Here is a 17,544-nt window from a genome sequence, read left to right on the forward strand (position 1 = left end):
GGTCAGCCGACCGGCCCTGCGCCCAGAACGATGGGTGCACTGCGCGGTGCGCCCTCGCGGTCGATCCAGCTCAACGTGATGGTGTCACCCGGGCGATGGGTGTCCATGAAGTTCGAGAGGTCGGTGGCCGTGTTGATCGCGATTCCGTCCGCGGCGGTGATGATGTCACCGGGTGCAAGCCCGGCTCCACGAGCCGCGGTGTCCGGAAGAACTTGGCGCACAACGGCTCCGGGTGGAGCCCCAGGGCCAGGATCGGCTATTCCGACGCCGATGAACGCGGTGTCCCCGATATGGATGCCGGGTCCGCCCCCGGAGCGGATCGCCCCCGCGACGCCGAGCGCGCGATCGATCGGGATGGCGAAGCCCTCACCGCCGCGCACGTTGCCCATCCGATAGGTCAGGGTGGCCGCGACGGTCACGCCGACCACCTGGCCGGCGGCGTTGACCAGCGGGCCACCTGAGTCGCCGGGCCGGACATCGGCGGCGACCCGGATCAGATCGGTGAGTTCACGTGAGCCACCGCCGGATTCGTCGGACGCGCGAACCGAGGCACCCAGCTGGGTGATGTTGCCCGGGGAGAAGCTCGGCGCACCGCCGGCGCCGCCGGCATTGCCGATCGCGGCGATGGGGTCACCGACGGCCAGTCCCGACGAGGTGCCCACCGAGGCGACCGGCAGATCACCGGCACCGCGCAGCCGCACCAGCGCGATGTCGTTGGCGCGGTCGTAGCCGATGACGTCGACGGGATAGGTGCGGCCGTTGGCCAGGCTGGTCGCGGTGATACCGGTGGCGCCCTCGATGACGTGGTTGTTGGTCAGCACTTCTCCGCTGGGATCGAGGACGATGCCGGTGCCGGCGCCGACCGCGCTCTGGTAGTTCAGGGTCGTGTTGATGTCGACCAGACCCGGGGTGACCTGACCCAGCACGGTGGACTGATCGAGTGGCGCGAGGGGAGCCGGCCCGACGTATATCGGAGCGGCGTGGGCCGGGGCGGTGAGCAAGCCGGGCACCAACAGAAGGGCGGCCAGCACGGTCGACAGCCGACGCCCATGACGAGATGGCTTTGCGTCCATGACTCAACTTTGCCCGAAAAGCCGCGAATAGAACATTCGGGTGGACTTTTGGCCGCTCGCGGCGTTGCTGAGCGCCCAGCCGCTGTTTGGTGCATCACATTTGTGGGCAGTCCGCTTCCAGCATCACGTCCCACGGCACCGAACGCGAAGGAATCCGATCGTGAGCACTCCAGAACGCTCCGAAAGAACCGACGAACAGCAGCCGCAAGTCGAAAAGCCGGTCCCGGACGACAATGCGAAGGCAAAAGCTAAAGAAATGATGACGGCTTATGAAGACCGGCCCACCGCGGTGTTGCCAGGATCGGACAACACCGTGACCGGCACCGCGGTCAACGACTGGCTTGACGAGGAAGGACAGCCCATATACGGCAAAAACGGGGACGCGGACGAATCCTCGTAACAGCTGACACCCAGCTCCCTGCCAGTTTGCTCAAGTGGGGAGTTCGAGCGCGGTCGCGTAGGCTACCCGGGATACGTCACGAGGGGAGTGCGACTGGTCTCGCGGGGGTGGGCCGGAGTGCAGACGCAAGAACAGGACATCGAGCTTTTGAATACACCCGCGAAAACGCCGCATATGGAGCCGCACTTCGACGACGTGCAGCACCACTATGACCTGTCAGACGACTTTTATCGGTTGTTCCTGGACCGGACGCAGACCTACAGCTGTGCTTACTTCGAACGCGACGACATGTCGCTGGAAGAGGCACAGATCGCGAAGATCGATTTGTCGCTGGGCAAGCTCGGGCTGCAACCCGGCATGACCTTGCTCGACATCGGCTGCGGCTGGGGCGCGACGATGATGCGCGCCCTGGAGTCCTACGACGTCAACGTCGTCGGCCTGACCCTGAGCAAGAACCAGGCTCTGCACGTCCAGCAATTGTTCGACGATTCGGCAAGCACGCGCTCCAAGCGGGTCCTTCTCGAAGGCTGGGAGCAGTTCGACGAGCCGGTCCACCGGATCGTCTCGATCGGCGCTTTCGAGCACTTCGGCTATGACCGTTACGACGCCTTCTTCAAGATGGCCTACGACGCGCTGCCCACTGACGGAGTGATGCTGTTGCACTCCATCGTCTTGCCGAGCGATGAAGATTTCGCGGCGCGCGGCATGCCGATCACCATGCGACACCTGAAGTTCTTTAAATTCATCATGGATGAAATCTTCCCCGGTGGCCGCCTGCCCAAGGTGACGGATGTTCAGGAGCGCGCAACCCGTGCCGGCTTCAGTGTCAACCGCGTCCACCCACTGCGGTTGCACTACGCCCGGACCCTGGAGATCTGGGCCGCGGCACTGGAAAAGAACGAGGAAGAAGCGGTAGCCCTGCAGTCCCGCGAGGTGTACGACCGGTACATGAAATACCTGACCGGGTGCGCTGAATTGTTCCGCGAGGGTTACACCGACATCTGCCAGTTCACCCTAGCCAAGGGCTGACACTGCGGCCAGCCCCCGGCTTCACCCCCACGGGTGATTGGGCATCACCGCGACGCATCCCCCGGCGTGCGCCAGCATCACGATGTCTACGGTGACGCTACGGTCCCGGAGGCCCATCGTCGCGGGCCGAAGGCCCACACCTCGTAGGGCCATTGGTCCTTTGCTCGGTGTCACTATCGTGATGGCATGCCAGCCGCGACCGCCCTTCGCTCCCGGCCCGCAGTGCTGCTCATCGCCGCAGCGCTCTCGGTCAGTCTGATCTTGGGCCTGAGTTTCGTTGCGCTGCACCACTTTCGGGACCTGCGCGGCGCGGCGGTCGACCCGGTGGCGCGGCCGCTGACCGATGACCAGGCGAGGGCGCAGGTACTCGGGCCCGCGCGCCAGATCGCCGGCACCGGCAAGCTCGGCAACGTCAGCGCCAGCTATCTGCTGATGTCGTGCACGAACGCCGACGAGCCGCCGTACCAGGGTGCGATGTACCTCAACTTCGACGTGCCGGGGGTTCTCGAGACGCCGAGGTACTTCGATGCGATCGCGACGGCCATGCGAAGCGACGGCTGGACCGAGGCGATGCCGCCGAATCGCCACCCTGGCGGGCGGACCTTCACCCGGGATGGGGTCACCGTCATCTACTTCCGCAACGACGACACCAGCAATCGGGCCACGATGCAGATCTACGGCGAATGCCGAAACACCACCGATCACCGCCGGGATGCCACCGGGTGGGTGGACGTCACCGCCGCGCTACGCCGCTGAGCCGGACGGATCTCAGGCGCCGTCGTGTCCGGGGTCGGCCCAATCAGGGACTTTGGTCCCTGAATCCGGGGCCTTCAACCCATACCTGGTACGCCGGGTCACACATAGAATCTGATCATGACCTACGTGATCAGCAGTGCGTGTGTCGACGTCAAGCACAAGGCCTGCATGCAGGAATGCCCGGTCGACTGCATCTACGAGGGTGACCGGACCATGTACATCAACCCCGTCGAATGCGTGGAATGCGGCGCATGCCGGATCCTGTGCGAGGTCGATGCGATCTACTTCGAATCCGACCTGCCGGACGAGGAGAGAAAGTTCCTCGCCGACAACGCCGCCTTCTTCACCGAGGTCCTGCCCGGCCGCGACGGCCCGATCGGCAACCCGGGCGGAGCCTGCGAACTCGGCCCGGTCGGGGTGGACACCCCACTGGTCGCCGCGCTGCCAATACACCAGTCCTGACCGGCACCGCACTCCTCGTCGGCATCGTCGAGCCCGCCGTTATCGCATCGTCGCCATAGCGGGACCAAACAGCGCTCATTCGCCGGTATCGGCCGGGCGCGGGTAGGCTCCACGGAGATCGAAGACGACCACGCTGTCCCGGTTCACTTCCGGCGCTTCCAGCGAAGTACGCCCATCAGGCCATCGGTGCCTCTGCGCGTGCCGTGTGAGGCCAGCGAAGTCTGCACCGGAGAGGAGTGCTTCAAGTTGGAGACCGTCCTGGGACTGTCGATGACCCCAACCACCGTCGGCCTCGTCCTGGTCGAAGGCGACGGAGCCGAAAGCGCAACGAAGGGCCATGATGCCTTCGAGGTGCGCCGCGGTGGATTCAGCCCCGTGACCACCTCGGAGTTCGTCGCCGAGGCGCTGTCACGCACACAGGCCATCGCGGGCGGTCAGCGCCTGCAGTCCATCGGTGTGACATGGAGCGACGACGCCTCCGTCGAGGCCTCCCTGTTGCTCGACTCGTTGGCCGACTGCGGCTTTGCGAACGTGATCCCCATCCGCCTGCCCGAGGCCACCGAGGCCTTCGCACGCGGAATCGGACAGGTCATCGGATCCGACGTCACCGCGGTGTGCGTTGTCGAGCCCGAGGCCATCGTCGCGTTGATCGTCGATGCGCACGAGGGCACGGTCCAGACCGCCGTCAGCTACGCCCTGGAATCCGACGAGGACCTGATCGACTGGCTGTCCCAGCTGCTGGGCGCCAGCGAATGGGAGCCCGACGGCCTTGTCCTGCTGGGCTCGGGCGACGGTTTGGAGCCGATCGCTCGCAGCCTTGAGCAGATGCTGGGCATTCCGGTCTTCGCACCCGCCGAAGCAGAACTAGCGCTGGCCCGGGGTGCTGCGCTGGCCTCGGTGAACGGCATCGGCATGTTCGACGATCACCTGTTCGACCTCCCGGTGCCGCCGCCGGCCCGCCGCCGCGAATCGGTTGCGCTGCGCGGTGCGACGGCCCTGCTGGCCGGCGGTGTGGTGGCATTCGTGGTGTCTGCCTCGGTGGCTGTCGGCCTCGAACTGCTGCCCGACCATTCCGCGCGTCCCGCGCACCGCGACGTGGTCAACACCGCCGAGACGCCCCCGCTGCGCCCGGTCACCGCCCCTGAGGCGCCCGGGTCCGCGCCGGCGGCGCCCGAGTCCGCGCCTGAGGCGCTCGCGAGTGCCGACGAAGGGTCGCGCCCGGCTCAGGCGCCGCAACCCACCAGCGAGCCGGTCTTCGACAGCGCCCCGGTGGTCGCGATGACGATGAATGTGCCTGCGCCGCCACCGGAGGCGCCGCCCGCCGGGGTCGACGCCAACCCGGAGGCACTCCCGCCGGTCGAGCCCGCGGCGGTGCCGCCGGTCGTGGCCACCGTGCCACCGGTGAACCCGCCGAAGCAGACGCTGCGCGAGCGCATCTGGGAGCGCGTCCACGGGGGATAGCCGCCCGGCTTTCGCTGACGTGTTGCCATTGCACGCGTTCCGTCGTCCATCGGGGGCAGTTACGGCATGTCACCGCATGTTTGGCGTGCGCCGCCGAGCGGAACATCTACACTTTCACTTTGCTGTTCGCCCACGTGAGGACACCGAGCCATGGCCAATGCAGTTCGACGCGCACTCGCCGTCGCAGGGATCGCGGTTCTGTCATTGGCGGCTTCGGTGCAAACCAGTTCAGCTGCCGTCGCTCCCTCCATCGACGGCGCGACGGTCGCCTCCGTTGCGCCCACCAACGGTCAGGTCGTCGGAGTGGCCATGCCGATCACCGTCACGTTCACCAAACCGATCACCGATCGGTGGGCGGCGCAGCAGACGATCAGCGTGACGACACCGGCCTCGGTCGCGGGCCGATTCGACTGGCTCGATGACAAGACCGTGCAGTTCGTGCCCGACCAGTACTGGCCTGCACACTCCGAGATCACGATGATGGCAGGCGGGATTCCGCGGACATTCGGCACCGGGGCGATCGTGCTCGGCGTCGCCGACATCTCGGCGCACACGTTCACCGTCAGCATCGACGGCCAGGTGGCGCGGCAGATGCCGGCATCGATGGGCAAGCCCAAGCACCCGACCCCGGTGGGCAGCTTCAATGTTCTGGAGAAGCAGTCCACCGTCGTGATGGATTCACGCACGATCGGTATTCCGTTGAGTGACCCGGAGGGCTACAAGCTCACCGTGAACGACGCCGTCCGCGTCACCTGGGGCGGCGTGTACGTGCACTCCGCGCCGTGGTCGGTCGGTTCGCAGGGCTACGCCAACGTCAGCCACGGCTGTATCAACCTGAGCCCGGACAACGCCTCGTGGTATTTCAACCAGGTCCACATCGGGGACCCGGTCGTCATCAACGCTTAACTGCGGCAGGGCTTTCCGCGTCGGTCCCGTGCAGGTTCCTGGCTGTCGGCGAGGTCGGTACCGAGGCCGCATCGGGATAGGTGCGCAGCACCCGGTCGGCGGTGCCCGGCGTGGTCACCCCGAACCAATAGTGCTCGTTCTTGAAGTGATGCAGCCGATGGTCGCGCCAGATCACCCGGTATGCAGCGGTTTTCGGCTTGTAGTCGGTGTGCACCAGGTAGTGGCACCACTCGTAGAGCAGCCCACAGGTCAGCATCACGACCAGGAACGTCAGCCCCATGCCGGTGCGGGGGAACAGCAGCAGCGCGATTGCCACCGCCGAGGCCACCGCTCCGATAGCGGACTGCAGCGGGATGAACACCAGGTCGACGTCGCGCGGGGCCATGTGGTGCTCGCGATGCTTGCGGGCGAGCATCGGGTCGACAGTAAACCGGCCGATGCGGCGTGGCCGCCAGTGCAGGACGACCACGTGAATTGTCCACTCCAGGAACGGGAATGCCGCGGCAATTGCGAACGGCACCAGCGCGTCACCGAGCCGCCAATCGCCGACCGCGACGCGGGCGATGACGGCCCCGGTCAGCGCCACGAGGAACAGCCACGGGGTGGGGTGCCGCCAGAACTCGCGGCCCGCGTCGGCCAGCGTGAGACTGCGGCGGGCGTTGGTCGATGCGCTCACTGTTGGTCCTCCAGTGCGGTCAGGGCGGTCACCAACGCGGTGGTGGCCGGCTCCAGGAGTTCACGGGCTGCTGTCGCCGCCTCGTCCGGTTTGCCCGCCGCGATGGCGTGGGCGACGGTGCGGTAGGCCTGGGTCTGCCCGACCTCGGCGGCCATCAGGGTGGCCAGTGCGGGCAGTGCCGGCTCATAGGCGGCCCGTAACGTGTTGAACATCAACCGAAATGCGATGGAGTCGGCGCCGTCGACCACGTGATCCCAGAACGCCAGCGCATGCCGCTGCTGCTCGAGCGGGTCTTCGGCTGATTCGAGCGCGGCGATCGAGTGCTCGAGCAATTCGGGAAGCCCGTCCGGGTGGCGCCGCGCCGCCAGTTCGGCCACCTTGGGCCCGTTGTGGAGGCGCGCTTCGAGGATGCTGCGGGCCACCGACACGTCGAGTTGCCCACTGCGCAGGAGCAATTGGGGGAGCAGATCCAGGCCGGCATGCCTGCGGAAGTCCCGGACGGTGGTGGCATCACCCTGGCGGACCTCGACGAGGCCCGCGGCGGCAACCCGCTTGAGAGCTTCACGTACGGCGGGCCGGGAGACGCCGAGTACCTCGGCCAGTCGTCGCTCGCTAGGAAGCGGTTCGCCCGGCTGCATCTCGCCGCTGAGGACCTCGGCGAGGATCTGCTCGAAGACGTCCTCGGGTACGGAACGCCGGCTCACCGGCTGCAGTGCCATGCCGCCAGCATGCCCCGGCGACGGCCAGAGGTCAAGTGGTCAGACCAGTGCGCCAGATCGCCCAAACCGTAATCTGGGCCGTACATCGTCAATGTCACCAGGTTCTCCGGGGTCCACCAGCCTGGGATGGTTCCCTGTCTGGAGAAGTTGTTACGTTCTCCTCGAACTGGGGGACCTCTGAGCCAAGAGGCTTCGAGGAGGAGGTGCAAGTGGGACTCTTCAACAGCGATGGCCAGCGCGCACGTCAGGAGCTGGCGGACATGTACCAAAGACGGCCGCTGCTTGCGACCTATCGCGCCGAATGGCAGAGGGTCTACGACCTGCTAGCGAACCACTACACGCGTGGCCTCGCAGAGATGGACAGCACCATTGCACGGGTCCGTGCCCAATGTCTGGAGATGCCCGAACCGCGACCCCTCCGCGAGGAGTTCTTGCCACCGAACCCGCCGTCGTCTTTTCAGAGCGTCCAGGCCCGCGAGGAGGTCGAGCGTCGGTTCGAGCGAGAGTGGCACGCCTACGTCAGCCGCGAGTCGTGGCGACTCCGCGAACTTCAAATAGCCCAGGACGTATGCGCACGCCACGCCGCCAAGGAATTGCGGCAGCGCATCGAACGAAATCGTGCGCTATGGCCCTCGGATGCGGATATCAGTGACATCTTGCTTGCCGCCGATGACATCGCCTTTCAGGTCGACCTCCAGAACGAGAAGGTCGAGGACAGTCTGTCGGAGCTAAACGACTTATTACGGGTCGGCCTTAGCCGAAATCCGAGCGAGGCCGCCAGCGCGGCAGCAAGCATCGGAAACGAGCCGAAGCCAGACGAGATCACCCGCAGCGTCGAAATCGCCTTAGCGATGATGGAGGTACCCTCAGGCGTTGAGCCAGCCGCGAAAGTTGGATATTCACCCGAATCACGTCAAATCGTAGTCGAGTACGAATTACCCCGAGAGGGCATAGTCCCGAAACATAAGTCGTACAAGTGGGTGAAGAACAAGAACGTGGTTCAAGCGACGCCGCGGCCAGCAGGGCAGGTTAAAGCGTTCTACGCCAACTCAATTGCACAACTCTCGCTGCTTTGCCTGCACGTTATCTTCTCCGCCAACCGAGCGTTTGACGTAGCTGTCTTCAATGGCGTCGTGGACACGCTGGATCCGCGAACCGGTAAGCCAGTTCGACCGTGCCTTATCAGTGTCCGCGTCACGCGGGAAACCTTTGATGCACTCGATCTCGTCAATGTCGACCCAGCGGCCTGTCTGAAGCACCTGAACGCCGGTGTTTCTAGGAGCCCGACCGAACTGGCTCCGGTGCGGCCAGTCGTCGAATTTTCGATGGTCGACCCACGGTTCATCGCTGAGACAGACGCTATGAGCGGGATGGACAGCCGACCGAACCTGATGGATCTGACGCCGGGCGAGTTTGAAGCCCTGATCCAAAACCTCTTCACGAAGATGGGCCTGGAGGCGCGTCAGACCCGCGCGTCCCGTGACGGTGGAGTGGATTGTGTCGCATACGACACTCGCCCAATCTTTGGCGGCAAGGTCGTCATTCAAGCGAAGCGATACAAGAACACCGTTGGGGTATCTGCGGTGAGGGACTTATTCGGCACACTCCAGAATGAAGGCGCTTCAAAGGGCATCCTGGTAACGACAAGCGGTTACGGCACAGCCTCATTCGACTTTGCACAGAACAAGCCGATTGAGTTGATCGATGGGGCCAACCTCCTGTACTTGCTTGAACAGCACGCAGGGCTGATCGCTCGGATCGAGCCGCCTGATGACTGGCGTGACCCCACCTCAGACACACCAGCATCAGTCTGACTTGTCCCGCGTTGACAGTGATACGGCTGGAAAGTCGGATAGTGCGGCCGTGTCGATATCGGCGACGGCTATTTGGCGTGGCGCGCCGTGAACGTCAGCGTGACCTCGTCGTCCACCTTCAGCGTCCCCATGAACAGTGAGTACGGCTTGACCCCGAATTCGGTCTGAACCACCGGCAGCTCGGTGGACATCACCCACATCCCGTCGTGCTCCTCGACGGCCAGGTCGACCGATTGTGGACGTGTCGTGCCGTGGATCGTGACGGCGCCGGCGAGGCGGTAGCCGCCGGGGGCCACGCTGATGTCGTCGGTGTCGAAGGTGATCTGCGGAAATTTCTTGGCATCGAGAGACTTCAGTGCGTTCGAGCGGACCACACCCTTCTCCGGTCCGGTCAGCGGCGTCACGCCACCCTCACCGCGGACGACCTGCAACGAGTCGACGTCGACCACCAGTCGGGCCGCGACCGGGTCATCCCCGCGCCACTGGACCTGCGCCTGCCAGGACGAAAAGGTGATGGTCAGGCGATGCCCCATCTTGGCGGCAGGACCCCCGACCCCGGTGAATATCTGCAGTTCACCCTCGGCGGCGGTCAGTGTCCAGGAGGTATCGGTCACGCCTCGACTGTATCGGCTTGTGCCACAAGCTACTTGCTTGCGCCGGCACCGGTGTAGTCGACCTGCCAGTGTTTGATGCCGTTGAGCCAGCCGGACCGCAGCCGCTCCGGCTTGTCCAGTGGCGTCAGATCGGGCATATGGTCGGCGATGGCGTTGAACATCAGATCGATCGTCATCCTGGCCAGGTTGGCGCCGAGGCAGTAATGCGCACCGGTACCGCCGAATCCGACATGCGGATTCGGGTCGCGCAGGATGTTGAACGTGAACGGATCGTCGAACACCTCTTCGTCGAAGTTGGCCGAGCGGTAGGACATCACCACCCGCTGCCCCTTCTTGATCTGCACACCCGAGAGCTCGACGTCTTCCAGCGCGGTGCGCTGGAACGAGGTCACCGGCGTCGCCCACCGCACGATCTCGTCGACCGCGGTCACCGGGCGCTGGGCTTTATACAGTTCCCACTGGTCGGGGAAATCGGCGAACGCGGTCATGCCGTGCGTGATCGAGTTGCGCGTGGTCTCGTTGCCGGCCACGGCCAGCAGGATCACGAAGAAGCCGAACTCGTCGTCGGAGAGCTTGTGCCCGTCGACGTCGGCCTGCACCAGCTTGGTCACCAGATCATCGCCGGGGTTGGCCGTCCGGTCGGCGGCCATCTGCATCCCGTACATGATCAGCTCACCGGCGGCGCCCTGCGGGTCGTTGCGGTGGAACTCGGGATCAGCTTCGCCCACCATCTGGTTGGACCAGTCGAACAGCTTCTTGCGTTCGTCCTGCGGAACACCCATCAGGTCGGCGATGGCCTGCAACGGCAGCTCACACGAGACCTGTTCGACGAAGTCGCCCGAACCCTGCGCGGCGGCGGCCTTCGCGATCGCCTGGGCGCGCTCTCGCAGATTCTCGCGCAACGTCTCGACGGCTCGCGGCGTGAACGCGCGGGAGACGATCTGGCGAAGGTGGGTATGCCGCGGCGCATCCATGTTCAGCAGGATGAACTGGCCGGTGTCCTTGTGCGAGATCGCCGCGTTGTCCGGATAGCGCGGCAGGGCGGTGTTCTCCAGGCTGGAGAACACATCGCTGCGCCGGGAGATCTCCTTGACGTCCTTGTGCTTGCTGACGACCCAGTAGCCGTCGTCGTCGAATCCACCGACGCCTCGGGGTTGCTCGTTCCACCAGATCGGCGCCACCCGGCGCAACTCGGCGAGTTCTTCGACGGGCAACCGCGCGTTGTTCAGGTCGGGGTCGGTGAAGTCGAAGCCGGGGGGCAGGTTCGGACTGGGCATAAAAAGCGCACCTCCATACGACGTGATCTAGTGCCCGGTGATCCATGCCTACACCACGCACGGAGACGTCGGGTGCGGGTTGAGGAAACTCGCAACTAGAACGTGTTCTATTGCTGGGCCGACGGCGGTCTCAGCGCCCGGGCGGTGGCCTCGTCGGCCGGCAGGAAGGCCTCGAGGCTGAGCTCCGCAGCGGTCAGGTCGAGCGCGGTGCCGAACGTCGTCACCATCGAGAGGAACGTCAGGGACACCCCGTCGAGCCGGTCGACCTCAAGTGGGACCGCGACCCCGCCGAGATCGGTCGACGCGTCTTCGCCACCGGGGTAGGACTCGAGTTCGGCCAGCAGGCCGGAGGCGCTTCCCGCGCCGCCCTCTCTGCGTAACCGGCTGAGAAGGTGATGCCGCCACTGCGCCAGATTGCGGATGCGCGGCGCCAGGCCGTCGGGGTGCAATGCGATTCGCAGGGCGTTCGGGGTTTCGAGGAGATGCGGCGCGACCCCGTCCAACAGCACAGCGGTACCCGAATTGATCTGCAGCACATCCCAATTGCGGTTGACCGCCAGACAGGGATACGGATCGTAAGCGGCGAGCACCCGATCGACGCCGGCGCGCACCGCCGCCATCGCGGGGTCGTCGAAGCTTCGCTCGGCATACGCCGGCGCCAGCCCGGCAGCCAGCAGCAGGTGATTCTGCTCGCGGGCCGGAACGGCCAGGGCGTCCGCCAGTCGGAGCACCATCGCTCGGCTCGGCCTGGAGCGTCCGCTCTCGACGAAGCTGACGTGCCGGGCCGAGACGTCGGCTTCCAGCGCCAGGTCGAGCTGACTGAGCCGGCGCTGGCGCCGCCAGTCGCGCAACAGATCCCCGAACGCTGTGCCACCCATTGCGCCAGCATCTCCCAGGCGGCGGCGCTGCGCCATTACCCCGCAGGTAATTGCCTCGCCTACCTGGGCGGGGGAGCGTGGGAAGCATGACACGGCACAGTGATCCGCATCCGGTTCCGCGCTGGCTTGGTTTTGTGCTCAGATCCGACCGCGCCGGCTCGGCGTGGTTCGTCGGCACCGGCTTCTTCTTCGCCCCGCTGCTGACCCTGGTGTCACCCTGGCCCGCGTTGACCGTCGTGATCTGGACGGTGGTCGGTCTGTTCGGGCTATGGCTCGGACTGCTCGGCGTGGCGATGGCCACCGGGCTTGCGATGGTGTTGCGGTCGAATACCGAGATACCCGAAGACTATTGGCGCTCGATCGTGAACTACTGATCGAGGATGACGGCGTTCTCCGGGCAGGCGTCGGCCGCCTCCCGGGCACTGTCCTCGAGCCCGGCAGGCACCTCGTCGACGATCGCCTCGGCGTAGCCGTCGTCGGTCATCGCGAACACGTCCGGGCAGACGGTGGTGCACACGCCGTGGCCGCGGCAGCGTCCGTCGTCGATGTGGGCTTTCATGCGAGATCAAACTCCAGATGCAGTTCGGTGAGCCCACGCAGGATGTAGGTGGGCACATAGGTGTACCGCCGCGCATCGGCGGGCCCGTGGTGTTCTTCGCTGATACGGATGTCGGTGGTGCGGTCCAGCAGGCGCATCAGCGCCACCCGCGCCTCGGCCCGGGCCAGCGGGGCGCCCGGGCAGGTGTGTATGCCTCGCCCGAATGCGATGTGCTGCCGGGCATTTGACCGCGACGGGTCGAAGGTGTTCGGGTCGGTGAAGCGGCGGGGGTCGCGATTGGCGGCGGCCTGGACCACCATCAGCGTCGAACCCGACGGCACGTCCACACCGCCGATGGTGACCGGCTCCTTCGATAAGCGGAAGTCACCCTTGACCGGGCTCTCGTAGCGCAGCGCCTCCTCGATGAAGTTGCCGACCTTGGAACGGTCCGCCCGCAGCTGAGCCTGGAATTGCGGGTTGTCGCCAAGGATCTGCAGGGCGGCGCTGAGCAGCCGGACGGTGGTCTCCTGACCTGCCGAGTACAGGTTGGCCGCCACCCGGGCCACGTCGCCGGGATCGGGCACGGAGCCGTCGGGGAACGTCGCTGCGGCCATCTCGGACAGCACGTCACCGCGAGGATTGGCGCGCCGGTCTTCGATGTAGGCGCTGAACTTGTCGTAGAGATACTCCAGCGGGGACTTGGCCAGGCTCTCGCCTTTGACGCTGCCGATGCCGCCGCCGTGGTGCGCGCCGCTGGCCATCTCCTTGACGAACTCGTCGCGATCGGCGTCGGGGACGCCAAGCAGGTCGGCGATGATCATCAGCGTGAACGGCTGGGCGAAGCCCGCGATCACCTCACCGCCGCTGCCGACGAGGTAGTCGTCGAGCGCACGGTCGACCATCGCCCCCATCGCCTCCTCGTTCTCCTTGAGGCGCTTGGGGGTGATCAGCCGCATCAGCAGGGCGCGGTGATCGGTGTGCACCGGGGGATCGAGCGCAGGCAACTGGTCGTAGAAGGGCAATTCGTTGCGGTGTCGGGCGATGAGTTCGCCGACGTCGTCACGACCCTCGACGGGAACCGGGAAGCCGGGGAAGGGGCCGGTCACCGCGATGCAGGACGAGAAACGGTCGGCGTCGCCGGCGACCTCGCTGGCCTCCTCCCATCCGGTGACCATCCACACGCCGTGGTGCGGCTCCTTCGAGACCGGGCAACGGGCCTGCAGCGCCTCCAGATACGGATACGGATCAGCCACCAGGCCGCGATCCGTGAAGAAGTTGACGGCGTCTACGTCGGTCACTGAAGAATCCCTTCACGTCACGGCATCGCCTATACGATCGGCAAGGAGGATGCTAGCCGATCGTATGGTAGTTTACTAGCCGATCGTAAAGCTGGAGTTCGAAGGGAGTCGACGATGAGCGCCGTCGCCGCAGCCACCCCCGATACCCGGCAGCGGCTTATCGACGCGGCCATTGCGCTGTTCATCCGGCACAGCTTCGCCGGGACCTCGCTGCAGATGATCGCCGACGAGCTCGGCTTCACCAAAGCTGCCATCTACCATCACTTTCGGACCCGAGAACAGTTGTTGACCGCGATCCTCGAACCGATCATCGACAAATTGTCGGCGGTGGTCGACGATGCGGAGAGGCTGCGCGGGGTGCAGGCCCGGGCCGAACGGATGCTCAACGGCTACGCCCGCCTGGCGGTGGAGAACCCCATGCTGGTCTCGGTCCTGGCGGCCGATCCGAGCGTGCACACCGTGCTGAGAGCCAACCGCGATTGGACACACATGATCTCGCGTCAGATGGCGCTGCTCGCCGATGTCCATCCGGGCCCGGGCGGGTACCTGCGCGCGCAGTTCGTCTTCGCCGGAATCGCCGGGTCGGCCGATCCGAAACGCGAGGCCGACGACGAGTGGCTGCACGCACAGCTGGTCGACGCCGGCCGGCGGGCGCTCGGTTTGCGTCCGCCGCGCCGAACATCCTGATTTTCACCATCTTTCGTTCATCAGGCGGTCAGTCCGCCGGAAAGGGGAAACCTGTGTCCACCTCGAAGACGGCATTGGTGACCGGTGGCGGTTCGGGAATCGGTGCGGCAGTGGCGAACCGGTTGCGGGCCGACGGCCACACCGTGGCGATCATCGATCTCAACCCCGCTGAGGCCGAACACTCCTATGTCGCCGACGTCACCGACCGCGCGCAGATCGACGCTGCACTCGGCGAGATCCACGCCGCCCTCGGGCCGGTCACGATCCTGGTGAACGCTGCTGGCAAGGACAGCTTCCGGCGCTTTCTCGACCTGTCCTTCGAGCAGTGGCAGACCATCGTCGACATCAACCTGCACGGTGTCTTCCACACCATCCAGGCCGTCCTGCCCGACATGATCGAGGCCGGCTGGGGCCGCATCGTCAACATCTCCTCGTCGAGCACGCACTCCGGCGTGCCCTACATGTCGGCCTATGTCGCGGCGAAGTCCGGCGTCAACGGTCTGACGAAAAGCCTTGCGCTGGAATACGGTCCGGCCGGCATCACGGTCAACGCGGTGCCGCCGGGCTTCATCGACACCCCGATGCTGCGCAACGCCGAAGCCCGCGGCAACATGGGCGACATTCAGGCCACGATCGACGCCACCCCGGTTCGGCGGATGGGCAAGCCCGAAGACATCGCCGCGGCATGCGCGTTCCTCACCTCCGAAGAAGCCGGCTACATCACCGGTCAGATCCTCGGTGTGAACGGCGGCCGTAACACCTGAGCGTCAGCCGGCCGGCTTGGTCGTCGTCGGGGTTGATGTCACCGTGACGGTGGTGGTGCTCACCGTCGTGGTCGCGCTCGCCGAACTGCTCGCCGTGCCCGAGGTGCTGGTCGGCGAGAAGCTGGCCTCCTTGAACTCGATCCACGAGTCCTTGTAGATGACGTCGTCACCCGAGGACACCAGGATCTGGGTGGGCGACACGGCGTAGGTGACACCGTCATTGACGGCGACCAGCGTCCCGTCGGAGCTGCGCGTGATCGGTAGGTGCAGGGGAGCGTTGTCGGACAGACGCACTCCGCGGTACTCCAGTCCGCCGTCGGCGTTGACGCAGATCACCACAAGTGATTTCGACGTGCGCCCGTAGGCCATCAGGGTCTGGTTCTCGTCGCACCGTGCGCCGGTGTCGACATAGCCCCGGGAATCGGCGGTGAACGACGCAGGCGCGCTCGAGGTCGACGTCGCGGCCGGTGACGTCGTGGTCGCCGTCGTGCTGGCCGTCGTCGACAGCGTCGTGGGTGCTGCCTGGGCGACGGGCAGCGTGTCAGACGAGCCGGACGCCACGGTCACGCCGACCGCCAGTCCGACCGCCGTCAATGCTCCGCCGACGCCCAGCCATGGCAACCAGCGCGACGGCGGGTGGGTGGTGTGAGGCTCGTGAGCTGACATGGCCTAAGCGAACCACCTCGGGCGGCGTTTTCCGTGCTGTGCAGCGGCGTTTCTCCGGACTAATCGCAGGAGATGCCCGTCACGCCGCTCAGCTCGCCGGTTCGGTCGGTTCGACCGGTGTCGACTCATGGGTCAGCACCGCCCACAACAAGGCGGCGGCCTGGCGGGCCTGGTCGGTGGGCACGATCGGCGAGCCGGCCGCGGGCTGTTCTGCCGGTGCACCGCTGATGTGTTCCACCAGGGCCACCGCCAGCGAGCGGAGCTTGACGTTCGATTCGTGGCTCGCGCGCCGCAGAGTGGCCCACGCGGTGTCGGCCTCACACATCAGCCGACCCATGATCGCGCCCTTGGCCTGCTCGATGGCTCCGCGCGATTGCAGGACCGCGAGCATGTCGGCGGTGGCGGTCTCGTCCTCGGCGCCGGCCGACACCATGGCCGCGGAGACCAGTTGCTCGTAGCCGATGAGGGTGGTCACCGTGGTGGCCGTCGACGGCAGGTCCAGCGCGCAGGACAACACGACCGTGCTGTCGGCCTTCCAGACCCCGGGCACCGACACCGCGCCACGCACCTCGCGCCAGGCGGCGCTGTGCTCGGGCACCCGGCCATCCATGGCCTGCAGGCTCAGCTCGGGCCAGCGCTCGTCGGCCCACAAATCCAGGCTCAGCACCGGCATCTGGTGAACGAAGGCGTCGATCACCGGACCGCCGAGCCCGGCGAGCTGCGCCTCGACGATCTCGCCGCCGTAGCCGCGGGCGGCCAGGACCGACACTTCATCCTCGTCGAGACGGCGGTCGTGCACGGTGATCGCCAAACCGACGGCATGGGGCAGGTCGAGGTGGACGCGTTCGAGAATCCGGTCGAACAACTCCTGCTGGGACAGGTCGCGCCGGTGGAACTCGGGGACGGGCATGGTGTGCGACTCACTCCTTGGTGATGACGGTGGCCACCCGGTCAAGACCGGAGATGCCGAGCAAGGTTTTGATCGGCCCTTCATCGGCGATGATCATCGTGAGCTCGGCCGTGGCGGCCACCGCAAACAGCGCACGCACCGCCGCACTGTCGCAGTAGGTGACGTCCGACAGATCGACGGTCAACGCGGCAGACCCGGTGGCGGCCTTGGCCACGACGTCCTGGAACTGCCCGACATTGGCCAGGTCGATCTCACCGGAGGCAACCACCTGTGGCGACTCCAGATCGGAACCAGCCGCGACCCGGAACTGGGCCTCTGCCATCAGCGCAACTCCTCGAGCGTTTCGACGCCTGCTCCGACGCACAAACCGTAACTGCCGGTACTCGGCGATTGTTGCGGATGGTTCGAACAGCCGTTGCCGGAAACCGCAAGCCGCCGCCGGTCACCACCGTCGCAGGGTCGGACCGTCAGCACGATTTTAGGCCCGGACAGGACGTCTCGACCTTCGACAGCAACCGTCCCGGTGCCGCACGCTTCACCCACTGGTTCTCCCGTCGCCTTCTCCACCCCCGACGACGTAATCGCCGGGCAGCTTAGCAAGCTTCGGTGCGTTCCG

21 protein-coding genes are annotated in these 17,544 nt (G+C 65.9%); 10 read left to right on the forward strand and 11 right to left on the reverse strand.

Annotated features, from left to right (window positions below):
• Positions 1 to 2: 2 nt before the first annotated feature.
• Complete coding sequence (locus BST42_RS13240) at positions 3 to 1,073, reverse strand: S1C family serine protease (protein WP_083119192.1); 1,071 nt, start codon at positions 1,071 to 1,073, stop codon at positions 3 to 5.
• 160 nt (positions 1,074 to 1,233) lie between these two features.
• Between BST42_RS13240 and BST42_RS13245 the strand changes: the two genes are divergently transcribed.
• The 6 genes from BST42_RS13245 to BST42_RS13270 all read left to right on the forward strand — a co-directional run bounded on the left by BST42_RS13245 (position 1,234) and on the right by BST42_RS13270 (position 6,087).
• On the forward strand, positions 1,234 to 1,473 hold the full coding sequence (locus tag BST42_RS13245; RefSeq protein WP_133057455.1) for a hypothetical protein: 240 nt from the start codon (positions 1,234 to 1,236) through the stop codon (positions 1,471 to 1,473).
• A gap of 174 nt (positions 1,474 to 1,647) precedes the next feature.
• Positions 1,648 to 2,502 (forward strand): cyclopropane mycolic acid synthase family methyltransferase, encoded by an 855-nt coding sequence (locus tag BST42_RS13250; RefSeq protein WP_083119194.1) that lies wholly within the window; start codon positions 1,648 to 1,650, stop codon positions 2,500 to 2,502.
• Between the two features lie 186 nt (positions 2,503 to 2,688).
• Positions 2,689 to 3,258, forward strand: coding sequence for a lipoprotein LppJ family protein (locus BST42_RS13255; RefSeq protein ID WP_133057456.1), 570 nt, complete (start codon positions 2,689 to 2,691; stop codon positions 3,256 to 3,258).
• Between the two features lie 117 nt (positions 3,259 to 3,375).
• On the forward strand, positions 3,376 to 3,720 hold the full coding sequence (fdxA, locus tag BST42_RS13260; RefSeq protein WP_083119197.1) for a ferredoxin: 345 nt from the start codon (positions 3,376 to 3,378) through the stop codon (positions 3,718 to 3,720).
• A gap of 270 nt (positions 3,721 to 3,990) precedes the next feature.
• On the forward strand, positions 3,991 to 5,181 hold the full coding sequence (locus BST42_RS13265) for a DUF7159 family protein (protein WP_133057457.1): 1,191 nt from the start codon (positions 3,991 to 3,993) through the stop codon (positions 5,179 to 5,181).
• A gap of 150 nt (positions 5,182 to 5,331) precedes the next feature.
• Complete coding sequence (locus BST42_RS13270) at positions 5,332 to 6,087, forward strand: L,D-transpeptidase (RefSeq protein WP_083119201.1); 756 nt, start codon at positions 5,332 to 5,334, stop codon at positions 6,085 to 6,087.
• On the opposite strand, the gene BST42_RS13275 is transcribed toward BST42_RS13270, so the two are convergent.
• Entirely contained in the window at positions 6,077 to 6,763 is a 687-nt protein-coding gene (locus tag BST42_RS13275; protein WP_083119202.1) for a sterol desaturase family protein, read from the reverse strand. The two genes, BST42_RS13270 and BST42_RS13275, sit on opposite strands and share 11 nt — an antisense overlap.
• A complete protein-coding gene (locus tag BST42_RS13280; protein ID WP_083119203.1) occupies positions 6,760 to 7,482 on the reverse strand; it encodes a FadR/GntR family transcriptional regulator in 723 nt (240 codons plus the stop codon). The genes BST42_RS13275 and BST42_RS13280 overlap by 4 nt, the downstream gene beginning before the upstream one ends.
• Positions 7,483 to 7,691: 209 nt before the next feature.
• On the opposite strand from BST42_RS13280, the gene BST42_RS13285 reads away from it, so the two are divergent.
• Positions 7,692 to 9,296, forward strand: a complete 1,605-nt coding sequence (locus tag BST42_RS13285) for a restriction endonuclease (RefSeq protein WP_083119204.1) — start codon at positions 7,692 to 7,694, stop codon at positions 9,294 to 9,296.
• A 68-nt stretch (positions 9,297 to 9,364) separates the two neighbouring features.
• On the opposite strand, the gene BST42_RS13290 is transcribed toward BST42_RS13285, so the two are convergent.
• From BST42_RS13290 to BST42_RS13300, 3 genes are all read right to left on the reverse strand, one after another.
• Positions 9,365 to 9,910: a YceI family protein gene (locus tag BST42_RS13290; RefSeq protein ID WP_110918589.1), complete on the reverse strand. Its 546-nt coding sequence runs from the start codon at positions 9,908 to 9,910 to the stop codon at positions 9,365 to 9,367.
• A gap of 29 nt (positions 9,911 to 9,939) precedes the next feature.
• A complete protein-coding gene (locus tag BST42_RS13295) occupies positions 9,940 to 11,187 on the reverse strand; it encodes a cytochrome P450 (protein WP_083119206.1) in 1,248 nt (415 codons plus the stop codon).
• 107 nt (positions 11,188 to 11,294) lie between these two features.
• The gene (locus BST42_RS13300; RefSeq protein WP_083119207.1) at positions 11,295 to 12,065 is read right to left on the reverse strand and encodes a helix-turn-helix domain-containing protein; all 771 of its coding nucleotides are present in this window, start codon (positions 12,063 to 12,065) and stop codon (positions 11,295 to 11,297) included.
• 86 nt (positions 12,066 to 12,151) lie between these two features.
• Between BST42_RS13300 and BST42_RS13305 the strand changes: the two genes are divergently transcribed.
• Positions 12,152 to 12,439: a hypothetical protein gene (locus BST42_RS13305; RefSeq protein ID WP_083119209.1), complete on the forward strand. Its 288-nt coding sequence runs from the start codon at positions 12,152 to 12,154 to the stop codon at positions 12,437 to 12,439.
• Here BST42_RS13305 and BST42_RS13310 read toward each other — a convergent pair.
• Both BST42_RS13310 and BST42_RS13315 read right to left on the reverse strand, forming a co-directional pair.
• Positions 12,433 to 12,624: a ferredoxin gene (locus BST42_RS13310; RefSeq protein WP_083119210.1), complete on the reverse strand. Its 192-nt coding sequence runs from the start codon at positions 12,622 to 12,624 to the stop codon at positions 12,433 to 12,435. The two genes, BST42_RS13305 and BST42_RS13310, sit on opposite strands and share 7 nt — an antisense overlap.
• Positions 12,621 to 13,901 carry a cytochrome P450 gene (locus BST42_RS13315; protein ID WP_083119212.1) on the reverse strand — a complete coding sequence of 427 codons (1,281 nt, stop codon included), beginning with the start codon at positions 13,899 to 13,901 and terminating at the stop codon, positions 12,621 to 12,623. Before BST42_RS13315 ends, BST42_RS13310 begins: the two co-directional genes overlap by 4 nt.
• Before the next feature lie 114 nt (positions 13,902 to 14,015).
• On the opposite strand from BST42_RS13315, the gene BST42_RS13320 reads away from it, so the two are divergent.
• Both BST42_RS13320 and BST42_RS13325 read left to right on the forward strand, forming a co-directional pair.
• Positions 14,016 to 14,588, forward strand: a complete 573-nt coding sequence (locus tag BST42_RS13320) for a TetR/AcrR family transcriptional regulator (RefSeq protein WP_083119214.1) — start codon at positions 14,016 to 14,018, stop codon at positions 14,586 to 14,588.
• Between the two features lie 53 nt (positions 14,589 to 14,641).
• On the forward strand, positions 14,642 to 15,352 hold the full coding sequence (locus BST42_RS13325) for an SDR family NAD(P)-dependent oxidoreductase (protein WP_083119216.1): 711 nt from the start codon (positions 14,642 to 14,644) through the stop codon (positions 15,350 to 15,352).
• Positions 15,353 to 15,355: 3 nt separating this feature from the next.
• Here the strand turns inward: BST42_RS13325 and BST42_RS29360 are convergent, their stop codons facing one another.
• From BST42_RS29360 to BST42_RS13345, 3 genes are all read right to left on the reverse strand, one after another.
• Positions 15,356 to 16,018 carry a hypothetical protein gene (locus tag BST42_RS29360; protein ID WP_133057458.1) on the reverse strand — a complete coding sequence of 221 codons (663 nt, stop codon included), beginning with the start codon at positions 16,016 to 16,018 and terminating at the stop codon, positions 15,356 to 15,358.
• 88 nt (positions 16,019 to 16,106) lie between these two features.
• Entirely contained in the window at positions 16,107 to 16,928 is an 822-nt protein-coding gene (locus BST42_RS13340) for an ANTAR domain-containing protein (RefSeq protein WP_083119221.1), read from the reverse strand.
• Between the two features lie 10 nt (positions 16,929 to 16,938).
• Positions 16,939 to 17,250 carry an STAS domain-containing protein gene (locus BST42_RS13345; protein WP_083119223.1) on the reverse strand — a complete coding sequence of 104 codons (312 nt, stop codon included), beginning with the start codon at positions 17,248 to 17,250 and terminating at the stop codon, positions 16,939 to 16,941.
• Between the last annotated feature and the right edge of the window lie 294 nt (positions 17,251 to 17,544).

The organism is Mycolicibacterium rhodesiae (genome assembly GCF_002086695.1).
Classification (GTDB): domain Bacteria; phylum Actinomycetota; class Actinomycetes; order Mycobacteriales; family Mycobacteriaceae; genus Mycobacterium; species Mycobacterium rhodesiae.